This window comes from Salinibacterium sp. TMP30, from assembly GCF_038397785.1.
Lineage (GTDB): Bacteria > Actinomycetota > Actinomycetes > Actinomycetales > Microbacteriaceae > Rhodoglobus.
Genome location: NZ_CP151642.1, coordinates 2,444,947 through 2,466,856, shown reverse-complemented (window position 1 = coordinate 2,466,856; position 21,910 = coordinate 2,444,947). Strand labels below are relative to the sequence as shown.

Below are 21,910 nucleotides of genomic sequence, written 5' to 3'. Positions count from 1 at the left end.
CCAGTGATGCACTCGAAAGGTTTGACATGTCAGCGTTCCTAGCGTGGATTTCCACCCTTCCGGCACTTGCGCAAATACCGCTCGTGCTTCTGGCTTTCTTCGCAGTGATAGCGCTGCTGATCTTCTTCTTGGAGGTTGCGCCGCGAACCGGGCGCAAGTTCACCATCATCCGCGCCGCTGCCTGCGTGCTCATTCCCGGGCTCGTGTTTCTCACCCTCGGATCAGTGCTCTGGGCTGCTGCCGCCGCAACACTCTTTGGCGCACTCTTCTTCTACCTCGACTACCGCTCAAAGCAGGGTGCTGGCTACCTCTTTCAGCTGGTCGGATTCCTCAGCCCCGCGATCTTCTTGCTCGGCATCGGACTCATTTACCCCACGATCCAAACCACCATCCAAGCCTTCATGAACAGCCGAGGCACCCGCTTCGTGGGCCTCGAAAACTTCATCTGGATCTTTACGCAAGACACCGGCATCCGCACTGTACTCAACACGGTCGTCTGGGTGCTGATCGTTCCCGTAGTCTCGACCATCTTCGGGCTCGCCTATGCGGTGTTCATTGACAAGTCGCGCGGCGAGAAGTTCTTCAAAGTGCTCGTGTTCATGCCGATGGCCATCTCGTTCGTCGGCGCGAGCATCATCTGGCGCTTCGTTTACGCGGTGCGCCCCGCAGGGCAGGAGCAGATCGGTCTGCTCAACCAGGTCGTGGTCTGGCTGGGCGGTGAGCCAGTCTCGTGGCTCTCTAATTCCCCCTGGAATACGTTCTTCCTTATTGTTGTGCTGATCTGGATCCAGACGGGTTTCGCCATGGTGATCCTGTCGGCCGCGATCAAAGGCGTTCCCCTCGAACAGCTTGAGGCCGCGGAACTCGACGGTACTAACGCGTGGCAACGCTTCACCAATGTCACAGTTCCCGGCATCCGTAGCTCACTTGTTGTGGTCCTCACCACGATCTCCATTGCCTCTCTGAAGGTCTTCGATATCGTGCGCACCATGACCGCAGGCGCAAACGAGACCAGCGTGATCGCCAACGAAATGTACTCCCAGTGGCAAGGGTTCGAAGTTGGTAGGTCTGCGGCATTCGCGGTCGTGCTATTCCTGATGGTGCTGCCGATTGTCATTTACAACGCGAGACAGATCAAAAAGCAGAGGGAGATCCGATGACCGCGACCGTTCCCGCAAAAATTCCGGTTGACAAGAAAACCGAAAAGCAACTGGCTCGCGGAGAGAAGCTGGGAGCAGCCACGCGCACCAAGAAGCGCCTCACCAGTCGAGGCGCAACAATCGCAGCACTGGTAATCGCCGTGCTGTGGACAACGCCAACCTTCGGCCTGTTCATCTCCTCAATTCGCCCGCCCGAGGAGATCCTGCGCAACGGTTGGTGGACGATTTTCCAAAATCCCGGATTCACCCTCAACAACTACACTGAGGTGCTTGCCGCGGGAAACAGCACGCTCAATCTGGCTGGCGCGTTCATCAACTCCATTGCGATCACGCTACCGGCCACAATCTTCCCGCTCGTTATCGCGAGCCTCGCAGCCTACGCTTTCGCGTGGATCAAGTTCCCTGGCCGCAACTGGATGTTCATCGGAGTCTTCGCACTCCAGATCGTTCCCCTGCAGATGGCACTCGTGCCCCTGCTGAGCCTCTTCTCGCGCGGACTATCGATTGGTGATGTCGAACTATTCGCCAGCTTGAACGCCTCCAACGCATACTCACAGGTGTGGATTGCGCACACGATTTTTGCCCTCCCCTTGGCGATCTTCTTGCTGCACAACTTCGTCTCGGAGATTCCGTCTGAGCTGATTGAAGCCGCTCGAGTAGATGGCGCGGGCCACGGCCAAATCTTCTTCCGAATTGTGCTTCCCCTCACCATGCCGGCAATCGCATCCTTCGCGATCTTCCAGTTCTTGTGGGTGTGGAACGACCTCCTTGTGGCGTTGGTATTTGCCGACGGCCGGGTCGCTCCGATGACGAAACTCTTGGCGGAGATCACCGGTAGCCGCGGTCAAGACTGGAACCTGCTCACGGCGGGTGCCTTCATCTCAATCCTCGTGCCGCTAATCGTGTTCTTCGCACTGCAGCGTTACTTCGTGCGCGGACTCCTCGCCGGTTCCACAAAGGGGTAGCAGTAGTCCTCAGGTGCCGCCCCGCCGCATCTTGCGACGGTGGCTGCGCCTAGACTTCTCGGCATGGTGTCTGCCCAGTCTGTTCTTGAGTCCACATTCGGTTACGACTCGTTCCGGGGGCAGCAGGGCGAGATCATTGACACGATCGTCAAGGGTGGCGACGCTCTCGTACTCATGCCTACCGGTGGCGGCAAGTCACTGTGTTATCAAATCCCCGCACTTGTCCGTGACGGCACTGGTGTTGTCATTTCCCCCCTGATTGCTTTGATGCAAGACCAAGTGGATGCTCTCGCCGCCGTTGGTGCTCGCGCAGAGTTTCTCAACTCAACCCAGTCCGCCGAAGAGCGCACGCGCGTCGAAAACGCGTACCGGGCTGGCGAGTTGGACCTGCTCTACCTCGCCCCCGAGCGGCTGCGGGTCTCATCCACCGTGTCATTGCTCGACCAGGGCACGATCGGGCTCTTTGCGATCGACGAGGCGCACTGTGTATCGCAGTGGGGCCACGACTTTAGGCCCGACTATCTGCAGCTCGATGTGCTGCACGACCGCTGGCCGAATGTGCCGCGAATTGCGCTGACCGCGACCGCGACTGAAGCCACTCGCACAGAGATTGCGCAGCGACTGAAGCTCACCGACGCCACTCAGTACGTTTCTAGTTTTGATCGGCCCAACATCCAATACCGTATTGAGGCGAAAGCGCAGCCGTTGCAGCAACTGCTGACGCTGCTTAATACCGAGCACCCCGGCGATGCGGGAATTGTGTACTGCCTATCGCGGGCGTCGGTCGAGAAGACGGCACAGTTCTTGGTAGAGAACGGCATCCCCGCACTCCCGTATCACGCGGGTCTCGACTCCAAGATTCGCGCCAGCAACCAGAGCCGCTTCTTGCGCGAAGATGGCATGGTGATGGTCGCGACGATCGCGTTCGGTATGGGTATCGATAAGCCTGATGTTCGGTTCGTCGCCCACCTTGATCTTCCCAAGAGCGTTGAGGGGTACTACCAAGAGACGGGTCGTGCTGGCCGTGATGGGCTGCCCGCAACGGCATGGCTCGCCTATGGCTTGCAGGATGTCATGCAGCAGCGCCGCATGATTGACCAGTCTGGTGGCGACCTGGCTCACCGTCGTAATCTCAGCGCGCACCTCGATGCGATGCTCGCCCTGTGCGAAACCGTCGAGTGTCGCCGGGTGCAACTGCTCGGCTACTTCGGGCAGGAATCAACGACGTGCGGAAATTGTGACACGTGCTTATCGCCTCCGGAGTCGTGGGATGGCACGGTTGCGGCCCAAAAACTCATGTCGACGATTGTGCGACTCGACCGCGAACGCAACCAGAAGTTTGGCGCCGGACACCTTATCGACATCCTGATCGGTAAGACCACGCCCCGCGTAACGCAGCAGCGCCACGATGATCTGGCGACGTTCGGCATCGGGTCGGATGTCTCTGAGCAGGATTGGCGTTCGGTCGTGCGGCAGCTGCTGGCTCAGTCACTGCTGGCGGTGCACGGCGAGTACGGCACTCTGGCGATCACCCCCGAAAGTGGGTCGGTGTTGAGCGGCGACCGCATCGTGAAGCTGCGACGTGAGGCACCCCGCAAAGCGCGAGGTTCCGGCGGCGGTGGGGCGGCCGCAAAGCGCAAGGCCACGGTCGATCTACCCGAGTCGGCGACGGACCTTTTCGAGAATCTTCGCACCTGGCGTTCGGGAGTAGCGCGCGACAACGGGGTGCCCGCCTACGTTGTGTTTGCGGATGCCACCCTGCGAGGCATCGCCGTCACTAAGCCTGAGTCGTTGGCTGAGCTGGCTGAGATCAGTGGGGTCGGCGAGAAGAAGCTCGAAACGTATGGTGCGGCAGTGCTCGCGGTTGTTGCGGGGGAGTCTCCTGATGCATCCGCTGCGACTACAGTGGCGGCAGATAAGGTTGCACCGGCATTCTCGGCAGCGCCCACACGCCAGCCTCGAACCGCCGCGTCGCGACCTGCGTCTCGACCATCACGACCGAGCGCAGCTTCATCCTCAGCGTCGGTTCCCGGTGACGAAAACGACATCCCGTTCTACTCGGATGACGATGCACCTTACGATGGGCCGCCGGAATACTGACGCGGCGTCAACCGGTCGACGCAACAGTCCCAGTAGCCGTCGCGGTCACTCACCGATCGCGACGGGAAGCCGGATCGTGACCCGGGTTCCTTCACCGGGGGGCGACTCCACCTCGGCGCTGCCACCGTGCCGGGAAACAATTTCTCGCACAACAGCAAGACCAATACCAGAACCGGGAATCTCTCGTGCGGACTCACCTCGCCACAATCGATCAAAAACGAATGGCAGATCTTCTGTAGCTATGCCCGGGCCGGTGTCGGCAATCTCCAGCGCGGCTTCATGATCGCGCACTGACAGGGAGAGGCTCACCTCGTCCCCTGGTCGGCAATACCGTGCAGCATTGGCCAGCACGTTGCCGACCGCCTGATGCAGCCGGTCGGCATCCGCGCGCACGAGAACTGGCTCGGCCAGGTCGGCGGACACGTGGAGGCCCGATGCGCGCAGTTGGGATTCGTGAAGTGCCACCTCCTCGCGGGCGACAGTGGCGAGATCCACTAGTCCTTCCTGTAGGAGGGGACCAGCCGTCTCGACCGCAGAAAGTTCGGCCAGATCCGCCACGACCCGACCTAGCCTGAGTGATTGATCGTGCAACGCCGCAAGCCGCTCAGCATCGGGCGGTACGAAGCCATCGCGAAGCTCCTCGAGGCCGGCTTGGAGTGCTGCCAGTGGCGTGCGCAACTCATGGGCAACATCTGCGGTCAGGTTGCGTCGATCCCGATCAGAGCGCACTACCTCGTCTGCCATTCCATTGAAAGCGGTGGCGAGTTCTCCGAGCTCTCCCGGGGCGCGGCCGGTGACTCGCGACGCGCGGTTGCCGGCGGTAAAGGATCGTGCGGCATCCGTCATCCGCTGCAGGGGACCAACAAGAAAGCGAGTGACAACCCAGCTTGCGGTGAAAGCGATAGCGAGCGCCACGATCGCGGAGATCAGTATCCACGCCCACGCGATATCGAGCACACGGGATGTGGCCATCGGAGACTGCGAAACTCGCACCGAACCGACCTGTGCCCCGTCAATGACTATTTCCGCGACACTGGCACCGGAGCCCATCCCGCCGCCATTTCCGCCCGAATGTCCGCCAGCGGTGCCGCTAGCGGCCACGGTAGACCCGGCCGCATCAAGAATGACTAGCCGTGCTGATGCCGCTTCGCCAATGCTCACCGCGCGAGTGAGGTCGGCACCTTCCCAGCCCCCAGCAGCCTGATAGGCGTCGGCGGCGGCAGCGCCAGCGGAATCGGCCACCTGTTGGCGATCGGCCTGTTCTCCCGCTTGCACTCCACGGTCGACGCCGACGAGTGCAGCTCCCGTCAGCACGAGCACCGACGACACCGCTACTACTGCGAACGCAAGCAGAAGACGGGTACCTAGGGCACCAAGCCCGAACCTGTTTTCTCGAGAATTGCGGGTCACTGTGGCGACTCATCCCTGGTGAAACCCAGTCGATAGCCGACGCCGAGCACCGTCTCGATAACAAGAGAACCGTCGGCCCCGAGCTTTCGCCGGAGGTTCTTGATATGCGAATCGATCGTGCGTTCGTAGCCCTCGTATTCGTATCCACGAACTCGATTCACCAATTCATAGCGCGAATAGACCCGCCCTGCGGCGGTGGCGATTGCCGACAACAGCCCCCATTCGGTGGGTGTCAGATCGAGAAGGGAGTCATCTAGCCACGCGCGGTGGGAACCTTCGTCGATCCGCAGACGATTTCCGCCGTAGCTGACGATCCCGTTCTCTGTGGGTTTCCCGCTGAGTCGGTGCAACACGGCCTGTACTCGAAGAACCACTTCGTGGGGGCTGAAGGGTTTGGTCACATAGTCATCTGCCCCAAGTTCGAGACCCTGAATACGCTCGTCGGTCGTGCTGCGAGCAGTCAACACGATAACGGGGAGGTTGCCCAGCAACTTTATCTCCCTCAGAAGGTCAGTTCCATCGATGTCGGGAAGGCCAAGATCGAGCAGCACCAAATCTGCGGAGTCGAAGAGTCGAAGTGCTTCGGCACCAGACCCGGTGGTGAGGACCGAAAGCCCGGCCCGTTCAAGATAGCGGCGCAGCACCTCACGGATATCCCGTTCATCTTCGACGACCAGCACGGTAGGCATACTTCACCTTATTCCACGTGGTGCAGCGAACAGTCTCCACACAATCTCCACACAACCGCGAGAGGGCCTGCACAGTGAGAGCGCAGTGTGTGTTTCACACAACAATGAACAGGAGCACATTATGCGCAAGGGAACAATCATCACCACATCGATCATCGGCGGCGTACTCGCCGTCACGCTCGTCGCCGGGGCCAGTTTTGCTCTTGGCGCGAGCAACAACGACAACGAGTCATCCACTGGGTCTGGTCAGAGCGGTCACGGTCAGAGCGGCCACGGTCAGAACGGTTCAGATTCAGGAATGGGCGGCGGCTCGAACTCCTCAGAAATGGGCCGGGGTGCACAGAAGGGTCATGAATCTGGCACCAATGCAATGGATGGCCTCACCGGGGTCGAAAGCGGAACGCTGACGAGTGAGCAGGAAGCCACGCTGTCACTCATGGCCGAAGAGGAGAAGGTCGCACACGATCTCTACGTCGCGTTTGGTGACCTCTACGGCGACAAAGTCTTCGACCGGGTCTCGAACGCCGAGACCAAGCACCTTTCTGCCGTGCAGGTTTTGCTTGAACGCTACGACCTCGCTGACCCCACTGTGGGGCTTGCCCCGGGCGAGTTCTCCTCGGAGAGCATGCAGGAGCTGTATGATTCACTCTTCGCGCAAGGTTCCGTCAGCCGAGATGGTGCCTTCGAGGCGGCCCGCACCATTGAAAAGAACGACATTAGCGACATCGCCGCAGCTGCTGAGTCAGTGACCGCGCCCGACGTTCTCGCAGTGTATTCACACTTGCTGTCGGGATCCGAAAAGCACCTGAATGCATTCGGCGGCTAACTGAATCCCGACTCGCATGGAGTCTAGGGGCGCGCACTTAGCTGGGCGCCCCTAGACTAAACAGCTGTTGGCGGGTCGCTGTCACCAACGCCACGGCCGGGTACAGCTAGCTAGCGGGGGCTGCCGGCGCTTCGCCAGCTTCAGCAGCAGCCTGCTGTTCAGCAACCTGCTTGTGCACCTCGGCCATGTCGAGGTTCTTGACGCCCTCGATGACCTGCTCGAGGGCAGGGGCGGGGAGTGCGCCGGGCTGGGAGAACACGAGTACGCCGTCACGGAATGCCATGAGGGTAGGGATGGAGGTGATGCCTGCAGCACCAGCAAGTTCTTGCTGTGCTTCGGTGTCTACCTTGCCGAACGTGATGTCGGTGTGGGTTTCGCTTGCGGTCTCAAAGATGGGCCCGAACTGCTTGCAGGGGCCGCACCATTCGGCCCAAAAATCTACGAGCGTGATTCCTTCTTTGGTGACCGTCTGGCCAAAGTCTTCTGAGGTAAGAGTGATAGTCGACATAGTTACATCCTTTCATGGAGCCCAACAACGTCGCCTGAACAAAGATTCCCTCCGCCTAGTTCGCCTGGAGCGCAATACTTCCCACAACGCTACGGCGGCTGTTTTGCGGTTTCGCACAAAGGGATGCGGCGGGCGCGGCATCCACTTGGTTGACCGTGAACGACTCACTTTGCACCCGCCCGCAACGCTCGTAGCGTGTGATTACTAAACTTTCACGAATCGAGATAGCCATGACACAGGTTCACGACACGGCGACCGAGACGGCGCCCGAAGCACCTAAACCCGCCAACGGCGACGCAGCCACGACTTCTGCAGAGACCTCCCCCGAGGCTCCCGCCATCAACGTTGAATGGCTGGGCGAATACCTTTTGGGCAAATGGTCACAGGCTCGCAAAGAGTCGCGTGCGCTCATGTCGAACCCGGAGTTCCACCGCGTTGATGGACTCTCTATGGATGACCACCGCGAACGCGTGCTGCACCAACTGTCGCTCCTCGTCGATAACAATGCGGTTCACCGTGCGTTCCCCAAGGAGCTCGGTGGCAACGACGACCACGGCGGAAACATTGCTGCTTTCGAAGAGACCGTGCTTGCCGACCCATCACTACAAATCAAGTCTGGCGTTCAGTGGGGGCTCTTCGGTTCCGCTGTAGTTCACTTAGGCACGAAGGAGCACCACGACAAGTGGCTGCCCGACATCATGAGCTTGAAAACTCCCGGCGCTTTCGCGATGACGGAGATCGGTCATGGTTCGGATGTCGCGAGCATCGCCACGACGGCAACCTACGACCCCAAGACTGATGAGTTCGTCATCAACACCCCGTTCCGTGCGGCGTGGAAGGACTACCTCGGCAACGCGGCCCTCCACGGTAAAGCGGCGACAGTGTTCGCTCAGCTGGTGACAAAAGACGTCAACCACGGCGTGCACGCCTTCTACGTTCCGCTGCGCGACGACAACGGTTTCCTCCCGGGAATCTCGGGCGAGGACGACGGCCTCAAGGGTGGCCTGAACGGAATCGACAACGGACGCCTCGCTTTTGACCACGTGCGCGTGCCCCGCACGAACCTTCTCAACCGCTACGGCAACGTCGACGAGAACGGCGAATACACGTCAGACATCGACAGTCCAGGTCGTCGCTTCTTCACGATGCTTGGCACGCTCGTTCAGGGCCGCGTTTCACTCGATGGTGCCGCAGTGCTCGCGAGCAAGCTAGCCCTCACGATTGCGATCAAGTACGGCTCGGAGCGCCGACAGTTCACGGCAGCCAGCAACACTCATGAAGAAGTGATTCTGGACTACCAGCGTCACCAGCGTCGCCTCCTGCCACGCCTCGCGCAGACCTACGCAATGTCGTTTGCGCACGAGGAATTCCTTGAGAAGTTCGATGGTGTGTTCTCGGGGCGCACCGACACCGAAGCCGACCGCCAAGATCTCGAAACGATTGCCGCAGCACTTAAGCCACTCAGCACGTGGGCTGCGCTCGACACTCTTCAAGAAGCGCGCGAGGCGTGTGGTGGTGCCGGTTTCATGGCCGAGAACCGGCTCACCCAGATGCGCGCCGACCTCGACGTGTACGCAACGTTCGAGGGCGACAACAACGTGCTTCTGCAGTTGGTAGCAAAGCGACTCCTCACTGACTACTCGCGCAAGTTTGCGGGTGCGGATCCGGGCACTCTCGCGCAGTATGTTGCGGATCAGGTGAGCGAGGCTGCGGTGAACCGTTCAGGTCTTCGCCGCTTCGCCCAGAACGTCGTCGACTTTGGTTCGACGGCCCGCTCAATCGGCTATGTGCGAGACACCGATTCTCAACGCCAGCTGCTTACCGACCGCGTCGAAACGATGGTGGCGGATGTCGCAGGCAAGTTGCGTGCGGCTACGAAGCTTCCGCAAGATGAGGCTGCCGCTCTCTTCAACAGTCACCAAAACCAGCTCATCATGACGGCCTACGCGCACGCGGAGCTTTTGCAGTGGGAAGCGTTCACCCGTGCTCTCGACAAGATCGAAGACGAAGGCACTGCGAAGGTCATGACCTGGCTTCGTGACCTCTTCGGCTTCTCGCTGATCGAGAAGAACCTCGCGTGGTACCTGATGCACGGTCGCATTTCAACGAACCGCGCTCAGGCGATCACCGATTACATCGACGACCGTCTGCTCCCACGTTTGCGCCCGCAGGCTCTAGATCTTGTGGCCGCGTTTGGCCTCACTGATGAGCTGGTGCGTGCACCGATCGCATCAGGTGCCGAAGCTGTTCGTCAGAACGAGGCGCGCGACTACTACGCCGACCGTCGTGCATCCGGCGAGGAGCCGGTGCACGAGAAGGATCTGAAAAAGAAGAAGCGCCGCTAGCTTTTTAGGTCGTTGTGGACTCGTCGACTGCGCCCTCGATTTCGCCCTCGACTTCGCCCTCAGCGTCATCGTCACTTCGTCGCCCGCTGTCGAGGCGGAGGCTGGCGAGGAACCCGATCGCGAGGAATCCGGCGGCCGCGAAGGCAGAATACCGGGTGGAATCGGTGAAGGCTTGGCGGGCGTCCGCTGCAACATCCGGTGACTGCTTGTCGAGGGCGCTGATGCCGGTGCCGGCAGAGTCAACGACGAGGTTCACAATTTGAGTGCGCGCTTCAGCGGGAAGCTCTGGACGGTTCTCGAGCTTTGAGTTGAGGCCGGTGCCGAGGCTCGCGAACAGCACTGTACCGAGGATAGCGATGCCGAGAGCTGAGCCGATTTGGCGGGCCGTGCTTTGGGTTCCTGAACCTTGGCCAGATTGGCTGAGCGGCACATCTTTGAGCACCACGCTTGTGAGCTGGGCGGTCGCGAGTCCGACTCCGAAACCGTAGACGAAGAGTCCCGGGGCGATCTGCCACCAGGCCGCGTCGGGGTTGAGGCCGAAGGCGACGATCAGAACGCCGACGATTTCGGCGGCGATACCGACGCGCACGATTGTGACGGGAGTGATTTTGTTGCCGTAAGCCCCCGCGAATCCGCTGGCGACAAAGGAGCCGATGGCGAGGGCGAGGATGACGAAACCGGTTTGCAGGGCGTCATAGCCGAGCACGTTTTGTAGCCACAGCGGCAGTGACAGAATGATGCCGAATTCTCCGAGGGAGACGATCATCGCGGCAATGTTTCCGTTTCGGAATGAGGGGATGCGCAGCAGCCCGAACGCGAGCATCGTTGATTTTCCGGCGCGTTCGCGGGCGAAGCCCCAGCGCACAAAAACGATGCCAGAAATGACGGCGAGCGCGAAGGCGAACGGGATGGGGGAGATGTTCCAGGTCCAGAAGTCTGGCGGGGTGTCGCTGTAGAACCAGCCGTAGCTGCGGCCCTCAATGAGGGCGAAGACGAGCGACGCGAACAGGACTACCGAGAGGGCGGCACCAACTACATCCACCCGTCTCTGAGCTGATGGTTCTGTGGACTCCATGGTGAAGACAAGGATTCCGATAACGATGATGACGCCGAGGGGCACGTTGATGCCGAACGCCCATCGCCACGAGAAGTAGGTGGTGAGCCAACCCCCGAGGAGCGGGCCGACAGCAGCCATTCCGCCGATGGTGGAGCCCCAGACGGCGAACGCGATGGCGCGTTCGCGGCCACGGAAGGTGGCGTTGATAGTGGAGAGGGAGGCGGGGAGGATCATGGCCCCACCGATTCCTTGCACTAGTCGCGAAGCGATCAGCAGTTCTCCGGTCGCGGCGGTCGCGGCGAGGATGGAGGAGAGCGCGAAAATGACAACACCGAGGAGCAGCACGCGTCGGCGGCCGTAGCGGTCGGCGAGGGTGCCGAAGACGAGCAGTAGTGCGGCGAAGACAAGGGTGTAGCTTTCTTGCACCCACTGCACTTGGGTTGAGTTGAGGTCGAGGTCTTCAACGACCGACGGTATGGCAACGTTAACGATGGTGGAGTCGACGATGATGAGCGCCACGGCGATGCTGATGAAGACGAGACCGATCCAACGTCGACGCGATGCGCGAATTTCGTTCACGGGGTGATCCGTTCAGCACGAAGCCGTGCACTAGTGAATATTGCTGCGCTGACGAGCACAGCGACGACGGCGACGATGGCGGCGACGGCGGTGGGTTGTGAGATGAGCTCTCCGCTGAGGCGCCCGACGGCAACCCAAGCGAGTCCCCAGCTGAGGGAAAGGGCTGGGGAGAAGTGTGCACGACCGCGAGCGGCGAGCGCGATGCCTATTGCGCCGGCAACGACGACGATGGCGACTCCCCACACACCTTCGGGGATGCCGAAGCCGGTGAATCCGATGGCGACCAGCCAGGCCGTGATGTTGGCTGCCGTCGCAACGCACACCCAGCCGAGATAGAGGCCAATGGTGCCGTCGGTGATGATCGCATCGATAGCGCCAGCGGCGGGCAGTTCGACGGTGATGAGGTAAGCCCGGATGAGTACGGCGAGCAAGACGATGATGACGGGAACGCTGAGCGCAAGCTGGTTGTACTGGATGGAGAGAATCCAGGCGGCGTTAAGAACTAGTGATGCTGCGACCCAGTATCCGACGCGGCGGTGCAGTTCGGTGCTGGTCTGTTTGGGCAGCATTTGCCAAATGGCGTAGGCAACGAGACCCAAGTAGATGATGCTCCAGATGCCAAACGCTGAACCGGCGGGGGCGATGACAGTTGCATCGGCGCTGAGCGCGCCACCCGCAGCATCCTGTATCGGCGTTCCTCCTGCAGCACCGGAGCCGACGAATGCTCCGATGAGGGCGAATGTCGCGCTCGCGGCAACGGTTATCTGCCTGACAATATCGGCGGATTCTCGCATCACGTTCTCCTTCGGTTGAGGCCTAGCCTAGAACTCTTGAGGAGGAGTCAACCGACGAACCGCGGAATGGCCCATGTTGCCGGAAACTCGCAATCGTTGATATCGAGTTGGTCAGTGCGGGGTGCTTAGCTGCTGAAGCCGGCAAGCAGGCTTGGCACAGCGAGGTTGACGAGTAGGAGGATGCCGGTGAGCGCAACAACCGTGCCCATCACCACAAGCACAGCCTTGCCGAGCACAGTGATTACAGAGATGAAGTTCATTTCCTAAGGATATCGGAGTGGGTGCCGCGGCGCGGCACGGGTCTGCCCACGGCGTGACGGTGCGAAACCCTGGGTTGCCTATTGAAGAGTCTGCCGTCTTCTGTGAGCACGTCGAGTTGTACTGCCTACCGCGCAGGCAGTTTCGCTCCGAATTGGGTGGTGATGCGTTCGTCGCAATCTTTTCTGAAAAGACTTGACTTAGTTTTGACGATAGTTATAGTAAGTATTGAAATAAGTCAGAACCAGTGAACTTTCAACCTGAATGCGATCGACCATGACCGAGATCTCTCCTACGGCGCGGCTCAACTCTGAACCTTCTATCGAGGACATCCGAGCTTTCCCCTCGGACTTCCGCTGGGGTCTCGCTACTGCGGCTTACCAGATCGAGGGCGCAGCCTTTGAGGGCGGTCGTGGACCGAGCATCTGGGACACTTTCTCGCACACGCTAGGCCTCAGCCTGCACGGGGATACAGGCGACATCGCCTGCGACCACTACCACCGTTGGCAAGCAGACCTCGACCTGCTGAAGAGTCTCGGAGTTACCGACTACCGGCTCTCCGTTTCGTGGTCACGGCTGCAGCCCAGCGGACACGGCGAGTTAAACGAGATCGCCGTCGCCTTCTACCGCGACGTTCTCACAGGACTTGCGGCACGTGGCATCAGGGCCCTTGTGACGCTTTACCACTGGGACCTGCCGCAGCCTCTCGAAGATGCCGGCGGTTGGCCAGTGCGGAACACGGCGTACCGCTTCGCAGAGTTCGCTACGAGAACCGTAACGGCGCTCGGAGACATCGCTACCGACTGGTTGACACTCAACGAGCCATGGTGCAGCGCATTCCTCGGCTACGGAAACGGTGCGCACGCTCCCGGCCGCAAGGATTACCGGGCAGCGATTCATGCCGCACACCACCTCAATCTGGGCCATGGGCTTGCGGTCGCGAGGATCCGTGAAGTAATGCCCAGCGCATCCGTCGGCATCACGAATATTGTGACCGACATCGTGCCTGCAACCGACTCGCCAGATGACGCGGCAGCAGCGGTGCGCCTCGATGCATCGAGCAACCGGGTTTTCCTCGATCCCGTCTACGTAGGCGCATACTCGGATGCCGTGTGGGACACCCTTGGCCACCGAGGGCTTAGCGACGTGGTGCACGAGGGTGACCTCGAGATTATCTCGGCGCCCACCGACTTCGCCGGAATCAATCACTACCAGCGTGTAATCGCCTCGCACGATGCGACAGCACCTTTTGGGGTTGCCGAAAAGCCTGCTGAACCAGCCACGACATCCTTTGGCTGGTCGGTCATCCCTGCATCTCTAACTGCAGTGCTGACCAGAGTCTCGCGCGAGTTCACCAGTGTGCCGCTCTACGTCACCGAAAACGGGGCGAGCTACGACGATTACGTGGACCCCAATGGCGACGTTGTCGATACGGAGCGGATCGCCTACCTGCGCGGCTACCTCGGCGCTGCCGCCGATGCGATCGCTGACGGTGTTGATCTTCGCGGCTATTACGCGTGGTCGTTCCTCGACAATTTCGAGTGGGCGGAAGGCTACAGCAAACGTTTCGGCCTTGTATGGGTCGACTACCGCACCCAGGAGCGGATCCCGAAATTGAGTGCGCACTGGTATCGGCGCCTCATCACCGAGCATCAGGAAGTCGTGGCGTACACAACAGCCTGACCCGGATGGTGCGAGTCTGGATGACTCGCCCATGCCCCACTGCACTACACACCAAAAATCGAGAAGAAGGAATCTCAATGAAGAGAACAGCAACCTCCATTGTCGCCACCGTTGCGGCAGTGGGGCTCACACTAGGCATGAGCGCGTGCTCGACAACACCCGCAGCCGGAGGCGGCGACGCCGAAGGTCCACTCACCGTCTGGGTAATGGGCGACTCGGGGGAAAACTTCGAGAAGCTTGTCGCTGACAGCGGCATCGAGGTTGAGGTCGTCGCGATCCCGTGGGATTCGATTGACGAAAAGCTCACGACCGCTGTCGCGTCTGGTTCCGGACCCGACATCCTCCAGATTGGTCTTTCGAAGCTGCGCACCTTTGCAGATGCCGGAGCCCTCATGCCTCTCGATGACGAACTCGCCAACCATCCCGGCATTGACCCCGCAAACTTCCCTGCTGGAGTTTCGGGTACCGCGACTTCGGTCGGCGGAGAGATCGTGAGCGTTCCTTGGACAAGCGACACACGCGTGCTCTTCACTCGCACCGACATTCTTTCGGAAGCCGGCATCGACGCACCTCCGGCCACCTGGGACGAACTGCGTGCTGACGCGAAGACTCTCGCGGCACGCGGTGAAGGCCAGTACGGCTACTACATTCCTCAGTGGGATGCTCCGCTGCCGATCGAGATGACGTGGAGCATGGGCGGCGAGGTCATCGATGCTGACGGCAACGTCAACTTCGATACTCCCGAGTTCAAGAAAGCGGTTGATATCTACACCGGGCTCTACGCAGACAAGAGCGTGCCGGTCAACGGCGACTTCGACCAGACCCAGGGGTTCATCTCCGGTGTTGCGCCGATGCTCGTGAGTGGCCCGTACCTCGGCAGAGGAATCGCTGATTCAGCTCCTGAGCTCGACGGCAAGTGGCAAGCAAGCCCGCTGCCTGCGGGTGACGGCGGTTCGATCTCGCTGTTTGCCGGCTCGAACCTCGGCGTATGGTTCAACACTGACCAGAAGGATGCGTCACTCGATCTCCTCGAGTACGTTTCGCAGGCCGAGCAGCAGCTTGAGTGGTACGCCATGACCGGCGAGCTGCCGACTGTGACCTCTGCTCTTGAAGATGGGGACCTGAACAGCGACCCCAACGTGCAGGTTTACACCGACCAGCTCAAGACGGCCAAGGTTCTTCCGCTCGTCTCCAACTGGGACGGCGCTGTGGGAACCGAGCTGCTCAATGCACTCAACGCAATAACGCTCACGGGAGCGGACGCGAAGTCGTCACTTGACGGCCTCTACTCCACCACCGCGGGCCTCACGATTAACTAGCAAGTAACACCTCTCACTAATAATCTCAGCGTCGCGACGCGACACGAACAGGAAGGACAGCACGGTGCGCAATCGCCTTACTCCCTACCTGTTCGTGTCGCCCGCAATGCTTCTCCTCATCACCTTCGGGATCTTCCCGATCCTTGTCGCCGCTGTCATCAGCACGACAAACATGAACATTTCCGCCTTCGCCGACTGGAATAACGTCAAGTTCATCGGCGTCGACAACTACACAAAACTATTTGCGGACCCCGACTTCTGGCAGGCCATCGGCAACACTGGTCTGTTTGCGGTGTTTGGGGTGCCGGCCATCGTGGTCCTGTCGCTCGGGGTCGCGCTGTTGCTGAACCACAGCCAGAGCAGGTTCTTCCGCTCGCTTCGGGCGTTCTATTTCATCCCAGCCATCACCGCCATCGTGGCCATCTCGCTCGTGTGGGGCTACCTCTACAACACCCAGTTCGGACTGCTCAACTACCTGTTCTCACTTGTGGGAGTGCCCCAGGTGCAGTGGCTGTCGGACCCACTACTGGCGAAGTTTTCCGTGGCACTTGTCGCTGTCTGGCGAGGAACAGGGCTCAACATCATCATCTTCCTTGCCGCACTTCAGGGTGTTCCGAAGGAGTACCTAGAAGCGGCATCCCTCGATGGGGCTGGGGAATGGAAGAAGACGTTCTCGATCGTGATCCCCCTCATGCGTTTCGCGATTTTCTTCGTGAGCGTCACCACCACGATTGCGTGGCTCCAGTTTTTCGATGAGCCTTTCGTGCTCACCGACGGTGGGCCGCTCGGCGCCACCACCTCGGCCTCGATCTTCCTCTACAAAGAGGGTTTCCGTCTCAACCAGTTCGGGTATGCCAGCGCCGGTTCGATCGTGCTGTTTGCGATCATCGCCGTGATCACCCTCATCCAATTGCGAGTGAGACGGGCCGACGATGACTACTGATCGCACTTACGCCAAGCGGAGACGCGCGCTGACCGGAACAATCGGTATCGTGCTGGGGGTTGGCGCCCTGATTACGGCGTTCCCTTTTCTGTGGATGCTCACCACCGCGTTCAAGCCGCAGCGGGAGTCGGTGACCTTCCCTCCCACGATCCTGCCTGAGGCGCCGACCTTCCAGTGGTTCCAGATGCTCTTCACTGAGCTGGACTTCGGACGCTACCTCGTCAACACAATCCTCGTCGTTCTCATTGGATTCATCGGCCTGATGTTTATGGCGATGGCAGGGTATGCATTCGCGAAGTTCGAGTTCCGCGGCCGCCGGTGGATGTTCTTCCTCGTTCTCGCGACGATGATGATCCCCATCCAGGTCACGATGATTCCGACCTATCTAATCCTCAACGGCATGAAGCTCACCAACACCCTCGTCGGTATCGCCCTCCCGACGTTGGTGAGTGGCTTCGCCATCTTCCTCTTCCGTCAGTTCATGACCACAATCCCCACGGAGATGCTTGAGGCCGCGCGCCTCGACGGCGCCGGAGAATTCCGTACGTTCTGGCAGATCGTGCTGCCGATGTCTAAACCGATCCTTGCGGTGCAAATCGTTCTGACATTTATCTCCGGTTGGAACAGCTTCCTGTGGCCGCTCATCATTGCGTCTGACCAGAAGTTGTACACCCTTTCCGTGGGATTAGCCCTCCTCAACCAACAACTCGCCGTGAACCCTTCGCTGCAGATGGCGGCGGCAGCGGTGATGGTCATTCCGATCCTCATCGTGTTCATCATCTTCCAGCGCTATGTCATCCAAGGCTTCGCCCTCTCCGGTCTTAAGTAACGAAAGCAACCCATGACTGATCTCATGCTCGCCACACCAGCGTTCGAACCACGTCCCGCATCCTTTGACGGCTTTGTGCATGCACAGCATGCTCGGCTCGTCGATGGCTTAGGCCGTGAGTTGCTCCTTCGTGGGGTAGGGTTGGGCAACTGGATGCTGCCCGAGGGCTACATGTGGAAGTTCGGTCCCGGCGCGGAGTCGCCTCGGGAAATCGAGCGGCTCACCGAACGACTCCTGGGGGAAGCCGCGGCTGAGCGGTTCTGGGAGGGCTTCCGGACGAACTTTATTGCTGAAGCGGACATTGCTCTTATCGCGGCATCCGGTTTCGACCATGTTCGGTTGCCGATCAATTCGCGCGTTATTCAGGATGAGAACGGCGAACCGATCGAGGCCGGTTACGCCATGATCGATCGGCTCATCGAGTGGTGTCGTGAACACAAGCTGTGGGTGATGCTCGATCTTCATGGGGCACCGGGCGGTCAGACGGGCACCAACATTGATGATTCGCCGCACAATCTGCCGGAGTTGTTCATGGAGCCGCGCTACCGCGAACTCACCGTGCGGTTGTGGCAGGATCTTGCGACTCGCTACCGCGACGAGACTGTCGTGATGGGATACGACCTCCTCAATGAGCCGCTGCCAAACGAATGGCAGCACACCTACGCGGATGCTCTCACTGATCTCTACCGTGACCTGACACGCGAAATCCGAGCGATCGACCCCGACCATCTCATTGTTTATGAGGGTACGCACTGGGCCACGAACTGGGACATCTTCACCGAGGGGTGGGACGACAACTCGCTGCTGCAGTTCCACAAGTACTGGTCGTCGCCCGACACCGAGTCGATTTCGGCGTTCCTTGAGGTTCGGGATCGTCTTGGACTGCCCATCTACATGGGTGAGGGTGGCGAGAACACACTCGAGTGGTTGTATGCGGCGTTCCGTCTGTATGAGTCGCACGGGATCGGTTGGAACTTTTGGCCGTGGAAGAAGATTGACACTCGCACGTCGGCCGCGTCGATTATTGCGCCAGAAGGATGGGACCGCGTCATTGCCAGCATTAGCGACCCTTCAGCGATCACTCCCGCCGAAGCGAAGCCTGTCTTTGAGGATCTGCTTGACGCAATGAGGATCGAGAACTGTCGTTGGCAGCCTGACGTTATTGCGGCTCTTCTTGCTTCTCATCCGACGGTCGTGCCCGTGTGGGGGTATGGCTATCGCGGTGCTGGCGAGTCCTATTCGATTGCTGTCACAGGCGGTGTTAAGGCGATCCGTGCTGGTGACACCGTGCCGCTGCGGTGGGCTCGCGAGGGCAACAACCCCGCGAATCCGTTCGAACAGATGGATGGCCGTGTCTACGATATCGCCGAAGAACTGGTCGTGGACCTCTCCGCGGGCGACTGGCTCGAGTACGAGCTCACGGGTGCCGCTGTGGCGCGCGTGGTGGACGGCGATGGCCGGGATGCTGCGGTGCGCGTCGAGCAGACAGCACGCGGCATCCGGGTCATCGCTACCGCAGAAACAACGGTCTCCAGGATCTACCCGTCGGGAAGCGACAAGACTTGGTAGGGTCTGGATTTATGACCGGGCGCATCGCACTCACCACTTCCGCGCCGGCAACGGTGAGCGATGTGCGTCAGCGCAACCGCTCGCAAGCGTTACGTAGTGTGATTCTCACGGGTGAGACTTCGCGCGCGGCGGTGGCACGCGAGTCGGGCCTGTCGGTCGCGTCGGTCACGAACCTAGTGTCTGAGCTCATCTCCGAGGGGCTCGTTATGGAGGCTGGATCGGTCGCTTCGAGCGGTGGGCGACCCGTGACTCTGCTGGCCCCGAACCCTGCCGGTGCCTACTTTCTGGGCGCGGATGTCGGCGAGCGTGGCGTCGCCGTGGAGCTGTTTGATCTTTCGATGACGCGTATCGATCGGGAGTTTCGCGGCGGCCGCGAGGGTGAGCCTATTGAGGCGATCGCTGCTGATCTTGATGAGGCCCTCAACGCTTTGCGTGAACGAAACCCGGCCGCCTGGGATCGTTTGGTTGGCATCGGCCTAGGATTGCCGGGCATTGTTGAGTCGGATGCTGATGGCCGCCAAGTTTTGTACGCCCAGAGTCTTGGTTGGACGCCCATCCCGGTCGCTGATCTTGTCTCGCACAATATGCCAGTCTTTGCCGAGAACGGTGCTAAGACTCAGGCGATGGCTGAACTGTGGGATGGCGCGGCTCGTGGTGTGAATGAAGCACTCGTAGTGCTGCTCGGTCGCGGTGTCGGTCTCGCGATTGTGTCGAACGGCGAACTCGCCCGCGGACTAAATAGCAGCGCTGGGGAGTGGGGTCACGTCAAGATCGTGCGCAATGGGCGTCTTTGTCGCTGCGGTGGGCGAGGTTGTGTTGAGGCCTATCTGGGAGCGGACGCGATCCTCGAATCGTGGCGCGAAGCCGGCGGTACCTTTGAGGGTTCCGGCTGGGGTGCAGTCGGGCAGTTGGTCGAGTCAACCGATCCGGTTGCTGTTGGTGTCGTCAATGAAATTATCGATACCCTCGGTTCGGCGCTGGGCGGCCTCGTAAACCTCACCAATCCTGAGCGAGTCATTATTGGTGGTTGGGTCGGACTTCGCCTCATGGAAAGGTTCGCTAGCCGCGTGCAGGAAGCTACACGATCCGAGGCACTTCTGCGCCCCGGTGGGCAGTTCTCGTTGCACGCGTGTCATTTCGGTGGGGACACTGTCGCACTGGGCGCTGCGATGATGCCCCTCGAAGCGCTTCTTGCCGCGCCGCGGGGCAGCCAACCGCCGATGCCGTAGCGCTGTCTATCAGCGGAATGCTAAGTTAGCGCCTTCTCGGCAACGGGAGCGTAAAGGCCCGCGGATTCCGCCCAGCTTTCAACGTGGCCGCAATCGCGATCGCTGAGAGTCCAACATCGATCCAGTTGATGTCGATGGTGGCGCTGGGGACGTACTGCACTGCCACCGCCATCACGGCGAGTATGCCGAGGCCCCAGATGCTGAGCGTCAGCCAGTATGACGCGGATGCACTAACACGAGGCAGGGCGATGCCGGCAACCGGGGGGCTGGGTGTCGCAGTCTTTGTTGACGAGAACTCACTCTGGGGCATAGTCGAATTCTCACACGAGGGTGGCGCCATCGCTAGAGCTTTCTTCGCAGTAGCGCCATAGTCACTGAGGCTGGCTGGATGGCGGACTTAGCTAAGTCGCGCGGCACGAAGCGCGGTGTACAACTCTGCTGCTTCCGACGGTCGGGTGACAGACCGTCCGGTGAGCTCGCTCAATTTGGCGAGCCGATGCAGAACTGTGTTGCGATGACAGTGGAGGAGGCGAGCCGCCTCAGATGTTGACCCTTCGGCTGTGAACCAGGCTTCGAGGGTGTCGAGCAGCAGTTCGGCGTCGCGCGGATCGATCGTCGTCAACGGGCCCAATACTGTCGTGTGGATTTCTGCCGCCGAGGTGGGGTCGCGCACGAGGAGCACATCGAGGGGCGCCGACCCGTAGCGATGAACACCGCTATCGCCGCTGGGGACACACTGCATCGCCAGTCGGGCCTGAGTGACTGCTTCGCTGGCGGCTGTCACATTCGCAAAGGTCCGGCTGACGCCGATTCGCGATGCCGCAAGCTCGGCGACCACGTGTGTGGCGATCGTGGTGTCGGTCTCTACGAGGCATCCGAGCAAACCAACGAACTCGCCTTTCCAGGTGGCCCATGCTGACGGGATGCCGGCAGCGCGAAGTCGGGGCGCTATGCCCGGCATTGGGTCCTCACCTGTTCCGCTTAACTCTGCAGCGACGACGAGGTAGGTGGCATGCTCGCTCAACCCCAGCGCACGAAGCATGCGGCCGATGTCGCCGGTGGCAGCTTCACCCTCGAGCAAGGTGAGCAGGGTGACGCTTTTCGCCTGCTGGTCTTTGCGCCCGATGTCGTCGATGACTTCGCGGTAGGCGTCGGCGGCCGCATTCGAATATTCGTCGATGATTCCCCACACAGCGGACGACACGCGAAGCAGTGCCTCAGATCGGGAGGAGGCGCGCGAGCGCGACATCATCTCTTCCCAGAGCTGGAGGCCCGCGAGGCGGTAGGCGTGCAGCAGCCCGGCCATCGGAATGTTCGATGCTGCTTTGACTCGCCCGGCGCGGCGGGGTGCTTCGAGCGAGCGACTGCTGCCCGAGAGGCCGAGCAGTATAGCTTCAACGTTTTCGGCAACCACAGATTCGAGCACAGATAGCTCAAGGGTGCTCTCGGCGTAAGCGTGTTCTCCATTCAGGATCCCGTCAACGATCCGCGACGAGATGAGTTCGACCGAGTCGAGCATTTCGGCGAAGAGTGCTCGTGCATCAGCGTCGAGTCCCGCCGTCACGTTGCGGGGGTCTAGCTGTGCGGCGGTAGTGCGAACAGCATTGTCCGATGGAGACATGCCGCAACTCTAGCCCCAGATTCCGT

At 60.4% G+C, this 21,910-nt stretch carries 19 protein-coding genes; 11 read left to right on the top strand and 8 right to left on the bottom strand.

Going from position 1 to position 21,910, the window contains the following annotated elements:
* Positions 1–26: 26 nt before the first annotated feature.
* From AADH44_RS11995 to recQ, 3 genes are all read left to right on the top strand, one after another.
* Complete coding sequence (locus AADH44_RS11995) at positions 27–1,160, top strand: sugar ABC transporter permease (RefSeq protein WP_341953072.1); 1,134 nt, start codon at positions 27–29, stop codon at positions 1,158–1,160.
* Positions 1,157–2,125, top strand: a complete 969-nt coding sequence (locus AADH44_RS11990) for a carbohydrate ABC transporter permease (RefSeq protein WP_341953070.1) — start codon at positions 1,157–1,159, stop codon at positions 2,123–2,125. The genes AADH44_RS11995 and AADH44_RS11990 overlap by 4 nt, the downstream gene beginning before the upstream one ends.
* A 63-nt stretch (positions 2,126–2,188) precedes the next feature.
* Positions 2,189–4,225, top strand: coding sequence for a DNA helicase RecQ (recQ, locus tag AADH44_RS11985; RefSeq protein ID WP_341955009.1), 2,037 nt, complete (start codon positions 2,189–2,191; stop codon positions 4,223–4,225).
* Between the two features lie 45 nt (positions 4,226–4,270).
* On the opposite strand, the gene AADH44_RS11980 is transcribed toward recQ, so the two are convergent.
* Both AADH44_RS11980 and AADH44_RS11975 read right to left on the bottom strand, forming a co-directional pair.
* Positions 4,271–5,635, bottom strand: a complete 1,365-nt coding sequence (locus AADH44_RS11980; RefSeq protein WP_341953069.1) for a HAMP domain-containing sensor histidine kinase — start codon at positions 5,633–5,635, stop codon at positions 4,271–4,273.
* Positions 5,632–6,324, bottom strand: a complete 693-nt coding sequence (locus tag AADH44_RS11975; RefSeq protein ID WP_341953067.1) for a response regulator transcription factor — start codon at positions 6,322–6,324, stop codon at positions 5,632–5,634. Before AADH44_RS11975 ends, AADH44_RS11980 begins: the two co-directional genes overlap by 4 nt.
* A gap of 121 nt (positions 6,325–6,445) precedes the next feature.
* On the opposite strand from AADH44_RS11975, the gene AADH44_RS11970 reads away from it, so the two are divergent.
* Positions 6,446–7,150 (top strand): DUF2202 domain-containing protein, encoded by a 705-nt coding sequence (locus AADH44_RS11970; protein WP_341953065.1) that lies wholly within the window; start codon positions 6,446–6,448, stop codon positions 7,148–7,150.
* Positions 7,151–7,256: 106 nt separating this feature from the next.
* Here the strand turns inward: AADH44_RS11970 and trxA are convergent, their stop codons facing one another.
* Positions 7,257–7,658, bottom strand: coding sequence for a thioredoxin (gene trxA / locus AADH44_RS11965; RefSeq protein ID WP_341953064.1), 402 nt, complete (start codon positions 7,656–7,658; stop codon positions 7,257–7,259).
* A gap of 230 nt (positions 7,659–7,888) precedes the next feature.
* Between trxA and AADH44_RS11960 the strand changes: the two genes are divergently transcribed.
* Positions 7,889–10,003: an acyl-CoA dehydrogenase gene (locus AADH44_RS11960; RefSeq protein ID WP_341953063.1), complete on the top strand. Its 2,115-nt coding sequence runs from the start codon at positions 7,889–7,891 to the stop codon at positions 10,001–10,003.
* 4 nt (positions 10,004–10,007) lie between these two features.
* On the opposite strand, the gene AADH44_RS11955 is transcribed toward AADH44_RS11960, so the two are convergent.
* From AADH44_RS11955 to AADH44_RS11945, 3 genes are all read right to left on the bottom strand, one after another.
* On the bottom strand, positions 10,008–11,639 hold the full coding sequence (locus tag AADH44_RS11955) for an MFS transporter (RefSeq protein ID WP_341953061.1): 1,632 nt from the start codon (positions 11,637–11,639) through the stop codon (positions 10,008–10,010).
* Positions 11,636–12,433, bottom strand: a complete 798-nt coding sequence (locus tag AADH44_RS11950) for a TspO/MBR family protein (protein WP_341953060.1) — start codon at positions 12,431–12,433, stop codon at positions 11,636–11,638. Before AADH44_RS11950 ends, AADH44_RS11955 begins: the two co-directional genes overlap by 4 nt.
* A 125-nt stretch (positions 12,434–12,558) precedes the next feature.
* A complete protein-coding gene (locus AADH44_RS11945; protein WP_341953059.1) occupies positions 12,559–12,693 on the bottom strand; it encodes a hypothetical protein in 135 nt (44 codons plus the stop codon).
* A gap of 274 nt (positions 12,694–12,967) precedes the next feature.
* Between AADH44_RS11945 and AADH44_RS11940 the strand changes: the two genes are divergently transcribed.
* From AADH44_RS11940 to AADH44_RS11915, 6 genes are all read left to right on the top strand, one after another.
* Positions 12,968–14,374 carry a GH1 family beta-glucosidase gene (locus AADH44_RS11940; protein WP_341953058.1) on the top strand — a complete coding sequence of 469 codons (1,407 nt, stop codon included), beginning with the start codon at positions 12,968–12,970 and terminating at the stop codon, positions 14,372–14,374.
* A 77-nt stretch (positions 14,375–14,451) separates the two neighbouring features.
* Positions 14,452–15,693 (top strand): extracellular solute-binding protein, encoded by a 1,242-nt coding sequence (locus tag AADH44_RS11935; protein WP_341953057.1) that lies wholly within the window; start codon positions 14,452–14,454, stop codon positions 15,691–15,693.
* Between the two features lie 64 nt (positions 15,694–15,757).
* The gene (locus AADH44_RS11930; RefSeq protein WP_341953056.1) at positions 15,758–16,636 is read left to right on the top strand and encodes a sugar ABC transporter permease; all 879 of its coding nucleotides are present in this window, start codon (positions 15,758–15,760) and stop codon (positions 16,634–16,636) included.
* Entirely contained in the window at positions 16,626–17,465 is an 840-nt protein-coding gene (locus tag AADH44_RS11925) for a carbohydrate ABC transporter permease (RefSeq protein ID WP_341953055.1), read from the top strand. The genes AADH44_RS11930 and AADH44_RS11925 overlap by 11 nt, the downstream gene beginning before the upstream one ends.
* A 12-nt stretch (positions 17,466–17,477) precedes the next feature.
* Positions 17,478–19,034 carry a cellulase family glycosylhydrolase gene (locus tag AADH44_RS11920; RefSeq protein WP_341953054.1) on the top strand — a complete coding sequence of 519 codons (1,557 nt, stop codon included), beginning with the start codon at positions 17,478–17,480 and terminating at the stop codon, positions 19,032–19,034.
* Between the two features lie 11 nt (positions 19,035–19,045).
* Complete coding sequence (locus AADH44_RS11915) at positions 19,046–20,263, top strand: ROK family transcriptional regulator (protein ID WP_341953052.1); 1,218 nt, start codon at positions 19,046–19,048, stop codon at positions 20,261–20,263.
* A 25-nt stretch (positions 20,264–20,288) separates the two neighbouring features.
* Here AADH44_RS11915 and AADH44_RS11910 read toward each other — a convergent pair whose 3' ends face one another.
* Both AADH44_RS11910 and AADH44_RS11905 read right to left on the bottom strand, forming a co-directional pair.
* Positions 20,289–20,573, bottom strand: a complete 285-nt coding sequence (locus AADH44_RS11910; protein ID WP_341953051.1) for a hypothetical protein — start codon at positions 20,571–20,573, stop codon at positions 20,289–20,291.
* Between the two features lie 87 nt (positions 20,574–20,660).
* Positions 20,661–21,884: a helix-turn-helix domain-containing protein gene (locus tag AADH44_RS11905; protein ID WP_341953050.1), complete on the bottom strand. Its 1,224-nt coding sequence runs from the start codon at positions 21,882–21,884 to the stop codon at positions 20,661–20,663.
* Positions 21,885–21,910: the final 26 nt, after the last annotated feature.